Annotated in this window: 6 protein-coding genes; 4 read left to right on the top strand and 2 right to left on the bottom strand. The window is 42.1% G+C overall.

Annotated features, from left to right (window positions below; all coding sequences use genetic code 11):
• Positions 1-83 precede the first annotated feature (83 nt).
• The gene (locus F7C14_RS00905) at positions 84-488 is read right to left on the bottom strand and encodes a HEPN domain-containing protein (RefSeq protein WP_290898784.1); all 405 of its coding nucleotides are present in this window, start codon (positions 486-488) and stop codon (positions 84-86) included.
• 72 nt (positions 489-560) lie between these two features.
• Between F7C14_RS00905 and F7C14_RS00900 the strand changes: the two genes are divergently transcribed.
• Genes F7C14_RS00900 through F7C14_RS00885 form a run of 4 tightly spaced genes read left to right on the top strand, consistent with a single transcriptional unit; the run spans position 561 to position 4382 of the window.
• Positions 561-1049, top strand: coding sequence for a class I SAM-dependent methyltransferase (locus F7C14_RS00900; RefSeq protein WP_290898776.1), 489 nt, complete (start codon positions 561-563; stop codon positions 1047-1049).
• Positions 1050-1087: 38 nt separating this feature from the next.
• On the top strand, positions 1088-3622 hold the full coding sequence (locus F7C14_RS00895; RefSeq protein ID WP_290898769.1) for an oligosaccharyl transferase, archaeosortase A system-associated: 2535 nt from the start codon (positions 1088-1090) through the stop codon (positions 3620-3622).
• 38 nt (positions 3623-3660) lie between these two features.
• Complete coding sequence (locus F7C14_RS00890; protein WP_290898763.1) at positions 3661-4146, top strand: nucleotidyltransferase domain-containing protein; 486 nt, start codon at positions 3661-3663, stop codon at positions 4144-4146.
• Positions 4147-4157: 11 nt separating this feature from the next.
• Positions 4158-4382 carry a HEPN domain-containing protein gene (locus F7C14_RS00885; protein ID WP_290898760.1) on the top strand — a complete coding sequence of 75 codons (225 nt, stop codon included), beginning with the start codon at positions 4158-4160 and terminating at the stop codon, positions 4380-4382.
• A gap of 108 nt (positions 4383-4490) precedes the next feature.
• On the opposite strand, the gene F7C14_RS00880 is transcribed toward F7C14_RS00885, so the two are convergent.
• Positions 4491-5230, bottom strand: a 740-nt coding sequence (locus tag F7C14_RS00880; RefSeq protein ID WP_290898757.1) for a lyase family protein, incomplete at its 5' end; no start/stop codon positions are given.

The raw sequence follows: 5230 nt of genomic DNA, 5'->3' as shown, positions 1-5230 counted from the left end.
CATTAGCGTAGCTACCAAAAAGGTATATCTCTTTAACAGAAATTCCTCTTTTGGCAAGAGCTCGCTTTATTTTCTCGGAAACTTCATAAACTCTCTTGGGCAAGTTTCTTTGCATACTCAAAAACCTCTTTCGCTATCTTCAACGCTCTTTCAGCTTCTAATCTATCTACGCTCTCAGACGGTAATCCGTTTGCAGCGTCGGGATACCTAGAAACAGTATAATATTTATTCAAAATGTAGAGTTGTTCTTCGATCTCCTTGGGAAGACTGAAGTCGCTCTTTTTCAGCTCGGAATAAAGCTCTGTGACTGTATGGATTTTTGGCGGATCTTCCTTTTTGACGATAAAAAACATAGCTTTCAAAGCTTTTTCAACAGCTTGCTGCGAGAAAAATGCTGTTCTGAAATACCTTGAATTCTTAAAAAATAATTCCGCATCATATACGTCATCTTCAGCACTTTTCAGCCACAAAACAACCTCTCTTCGCATTCATAAGATGATCTTTTCTAACAAATTTAACGTTTCCGCAAAAATTATAAAACCTCCTGAAGCCTGACTTTGGTGTTCTTCTCAGAGATATACGAAAGCTGGAGGGAAATACAGTACGAAAAATACGAAGAAATTTTAGAAAGAATCGAGAAAAACGATCTCAGTCTTGGAAAACTGGTTTTGGATCTCGGTTCGGCAAGTGGATTTCTCTTCGATTTTCTGGCAGAGAGGGACGTTGAAAGTGAGGTCGTTGCTTTGGATATCGATGTGGCATCTCTGGAGAAAAATCCCTCCGACCACTTAATTATAGGTGACGGAAATAATTTGCCTTTCAAAAGCTGCGTTTTCGACAGCCTGTTCTGCGTGGATGTTGCCCATTTACTTGACAATTTGAGGTTCGATTGCGTAAAGAAGAACGGAACGATAGTTCTCGCTCTTCCAGCGAGGCATAAAGAGATCTTCGAAAGTTTGGTGGCTGAGAGTGATCACTGCCAGTTAATTGAAAAGTTTGAAGTCAATGGTAGAGAAAAAGAGCTTGTAGCGCTTTTGAAAAAACTTTAACAGTAAAGTTTAAATCCAAATCCCCGAAGATGTTTGCCATGTCTCAAAAACTTGAGAAGTACTGGCATCTTCCTATTCTTCTTCTTGCCGTCATTCTTGGTCTTTACATTAGAATTGTCAATCCTTGGAACCTTGTGTTTGTTCCTTGGATGGAAGGAGCGAGGCTCAGCGGAAACGATCCTTGGTACTATTTCAGGCTTATCGAATCAGCCGTTTACAATTTCCCGAGTAGGCTGTGGTTTGATGCCTTCACTCACTTCCCCTACGGAACTTACTTGCACTTCGGACCTTTTTTGGTGTATCTTGGAGCGATCCTTGCCAAACTATTTGGAGCATCAACTCCAGCAGAAATCAGGACGATTGTAGCATTTATTCCTGCCGTAGGAGGAGCTTTACTTGCTTTACCAACGTATCTCTTAACTAAAGAAGTGTTTGGAAGAAAAGCCGGAGTTATCGCTTCATTTCTGGTCGTTTTAATCCCCGGACAGCTAATGGCTAGAAGCGTTTTGAGCTTCAACGACCATCACATTTGGGAGGTTTTCTGGCAGACATCAACGCTTGCTCTTTTCGCAGCTTCTATAAACGCTTGGAGCGGAAGAAATGCGAGAGAGAATCTGAAAGATAAAAGAGCTCTTGCGTATCCGGTTTTAACTGGAATTGCTCTCGGTTTGTACTTGGATGCCTGGGCTCCTGGATTCATTGCTGCGATAATGATTCTCGTTTATGCCTTCTTCGTTTATCTGCTCAGGGATTACATCAAAGCAGAGACGGAAAACCTCACGTATATAGCTATTATAGCTTTTGCCGTAGCTGCAATCGTTTATCTGCCTTTTGCATTCGTCTATCCGGGATTTAGCACGACCAGGTACTCTCCTTTCCAGTTAATTGTATTGCTGGGTTCAATTTTGCTGTTATTCATTTTCAGACTCATAGAAAAATTGGAAGAAAGAGGAATTTACGACAAGCTAAATTTGCCAAGAAGTTTAGCGTTTCCAGCTACAATAATACTACTCGCTGCTGTATCCATTCTAACAGTCTCAATTCTTTCACCAGACTTTTTCAGAAATTTGATGTATATATTTAGGGTTGTACAGCCAAAAGGTGGAGCGTTAACAATAGCTGAGGTCCAACCCTTTTTCACTCTCGGAGGAAAATTCAGCTTGGCTCCGGCTTGGCAGAACTTTGGCATGACATTTTTCTTCGCCTTGCCCGGAATTATCTACACTCTCTATTTATTCATTAAGGAGAAGAAAAAGCTCTACCTTTTCATTTTTGTCTGGGGCATGGCGATGTTCGTAGCTTTAGCTGGACAGAATAGATTCGCCTACTATTTCGGAGTGGTTTCAGCAGTTTTCGCGGCTATGGTTGCCGACAGAATTCTTGAAAAGATTAGATTCTACGACTACGTTGCAGCTGCAGTTAAAGGAGACGAGAAAACGACTAAAAAAATTGGGGCAAGTAAAGTTGTAGCTGGAGCTCTTGTTCTGTTCATCCTAATCTATCCAACATTCTCGCAGGCGATGACCTACAGCAAATACTCAGCTGGAGGAATCAACAAGCAGTGGTACGAAGCTTTGGTATGGATGAGGGAAAACACGCCGGGAAAGGAAACCTACGATAAATTTTATTTTGAACTCTACAAACCCCCAGAAAATCCGAGGGAGAAGTATCCTTACTATCCGGAGGGAGTTTACAGCGTTATAAGCTGGTGGGACTACGGACACTGGATCACCGCAATAGCTCACCGCATTCCCGTGGCGAATCCTTTCCAGCAGGGGATAGGGAATAAATACAACAACGTTCCCGGAGCCGCTCCGTTCTTTACAGCTTTAAACGAGAGCTACGCGAATAGCATAGCGGAAAAGCTTGGTGTAAAATACGTTGTGAGCGATGTTGAAATGGCTACTGGGAAATTCTACGCGATGGCTGTTTGGGCTGAGGGGACATTAGAAAAAGGCTGGAGAACGTACTATGCTGGAACCGGAATTATTTACCACGACATGAGAGGAAATATCGGAATTTCTCTCTCCCCAAGACTACCTCCGGGAGTTACTCCGATGGGAACGATAAGCGTTCCGAATGAAAATTACTACAAAACAATGGAAGCCAAATTCCATATCTTCGACGGAATTGGCTTAAAGCATTACAGAATGGTTTACGAAAGCGGATTTTCTTCCGGCACTTTCCCCGGAGTTCAGGAGCTCTTCTACAGAAAAATCTTCAACAGCCTCTACGCTAACAAGTTCGGCTTTAAAGTAAACGAGACTTCCACCGGCTACGTCAAAATTTTCGAATACGTGAGGGGAGCGGTTGTTAAAGGTAAAGCTTCTGGCGATTACGTAGTTGCAAAAGTAAAAGTAAAGACGAATCAGGGAAGAATTTTCGAATACATGCAGAAAGTCAAGGTTGAAAACGGAGAATACGAGCTGATTTTGCCTTACGCTCAAGAAACGAAGTATCCAGTGAAGCCCGTAGAGGATTACACAATCGAGAGTAATGGAATTGTGAAGACGCTCAGGCTCAGCGATGAGGATGTTGAAAATGGAAGCGTAATCGAACTTGATTTGACTTAGAGAAAACGTAATTAAGCTACGCAACTAATCTTTTCTTGATGGACATTCACTTAGATCTTGCGAGGAAGATCACTGAAAATCTGAAGAAAAAATACGGAAAAAGACTTGTATCAGTGGCTGTTTTCGGCTCTGTTGCAAGAGGGGAAGCGAGAAAAGATAGCGACATAGACCTTCTGGTAGTCGTTGAGAATCCTCCAAAGAGTAGAATGGAGAGGCAGCTTGAATTTGAGGAAGCTGAAAGGGATTTAGAGAATTTAAAAGATTGCCTGATCGATAAAGGTTACTTTATAGATTTCTCCCCTCTAATTCTCTCGCCGAAAGAGGTGGAGAAGCATCCGCCGATACTACTTGACATGGTTGAAGATGCACTAATTCTCTACGATAGAGACGATTTTCTCAAAAAAGTTCTAAAAGACGTTGAAAATAAGCTAAAAGAACTTGGAGCTAAAAGAATTAGAATTGGCAAGAGGTGGTATTGGATTTTAAAGCAGGATTACAAATTCGGGGAGGTGATAGAAATCTGAACAACATCTCCATGGCGAGATCCTACATCAAGCAGGCTGAAGAAAGGTGGAAACATGCTAAAGAAGCTTTTGAAAGTGGGAACTATCCATACACGATAAGGCAGTGTCAGGAGGCAGTGGAATTATCCCTAAAAGCAGCATTGAGACTTGTTGGCATCGAGCCTCCTAAAGTTCATGATGTCGGGCCAATACTCAGAAAGAACAGAAATGAGTTTTCAAAGCATGTACGGAGATGAGGAGCTGGCTTTGCCACCAGAGGAGATTTACTCTATTGAGGATGCAAAACTCGCCTTAGAGTGTTGTAATTTCGTCTTTAAAAAATTGTAAGAAGCTCTTGGAAGAATTTACTCGAAATACTTCTCCACGTAGCTTTTAACGCTTTCAACAACCTTATCTACTCTCTCCAAAGCCGTGCCGAGGTAATTTTCCGGTTTTATCAACTCTTCTATCTCTTTTTCACTGAAGTACCTCCTTATGATTTCATCTTCGAGCAGAACGTCTTTAAGATGCTTATTCTCCTCGTAGGCTTTCATGGATAGTTTCCTTAGCAATTCGTGAGCTTCTTGCCGACTCATACCTTTTTTGGTAAGGGCAATCATCACAGCCTCGCTCATGTTCAATCCTCGTTGCTTTTCTAAGTTCTCTTTCACAGCCTTCTCGTTTATTCCCAGTCCTTCCACGACTTTGATAGCCTTTGTGAGAATGTGGTCAAGCAAAACTGTAGCTTCGACCAAAATTATCCTCTCCGCTGAAGAATTTGTTAGATCTCTTTCCTCCCACAGAATCGAGCTTTGAAACTGAGGTTCGACGAATCCTCTTATTACCCTCGCCAATCCGCAGATTTGCTCGCTGTCTATCGGATTCCTTTTGTGGGGCATCGTGGAGCTGCCGACTTGCTTCTCTCTTTCAAACCTCTCGAAAACTTCTGCAGTTTCGGCTCTCTGAAGAAGTCTTATGTTTGTCGCTATTTTTTCAAGTGTTGCCGCAACGTTTGCCAAAAATCCGACGTACTCGCAGTAGATATCTCTTGGAACTATCTGACTGCTTATCTCAGCTGGTTTTAAATTGAGGAAACTCATTACCT

It is taken from the genome of Ferroglobus sp. (assembly GCF_015521575.1).
GTDB lineage: Archaea > Halobacteriota > Archaeoglobi > Archaeoglobales > Archaeoglobaceae > Ferroglobus.
Note: the sequence above shows the minus strand (reverse complement) of the source record. Positions and strands in the feature narration are given on the sequence as shown.

What these genes read in the sequence shown, in the direction of transcription:
- F7C14_RS00885 (WP_290898760.1), top strand. Translation starts at nt 4,158, where the DNA reads ATGGCGAGATCCTACATCAAGCAGGCTGAAGAAAGGTGGAAACATGCT.
- F7C14_RS00890 (WP_290898763.1), top strand. Translation starts at nt 3,661, where the DNA reads ATGGACATTCACTTAGATCTTGCGAGGAAGATCACTGAAAATCTGAAG.
- F7C14_RS00895 (WP_290898769.1), top strand. Translation starts at nt 1,088, where the DNA reads ATGTCTCAAAAACTTGAGAAGTACTGGCATCTTCCTATTCTTCTTCTT.
- F7C14_RS00905 (WP_290898784.1), bottom strand. Translation starts at nt 488, where the DNA reads ATGCGAAGAGAGGTTGTTTTGTGGCTGAAAAGTGCTGAAGATGACGTA.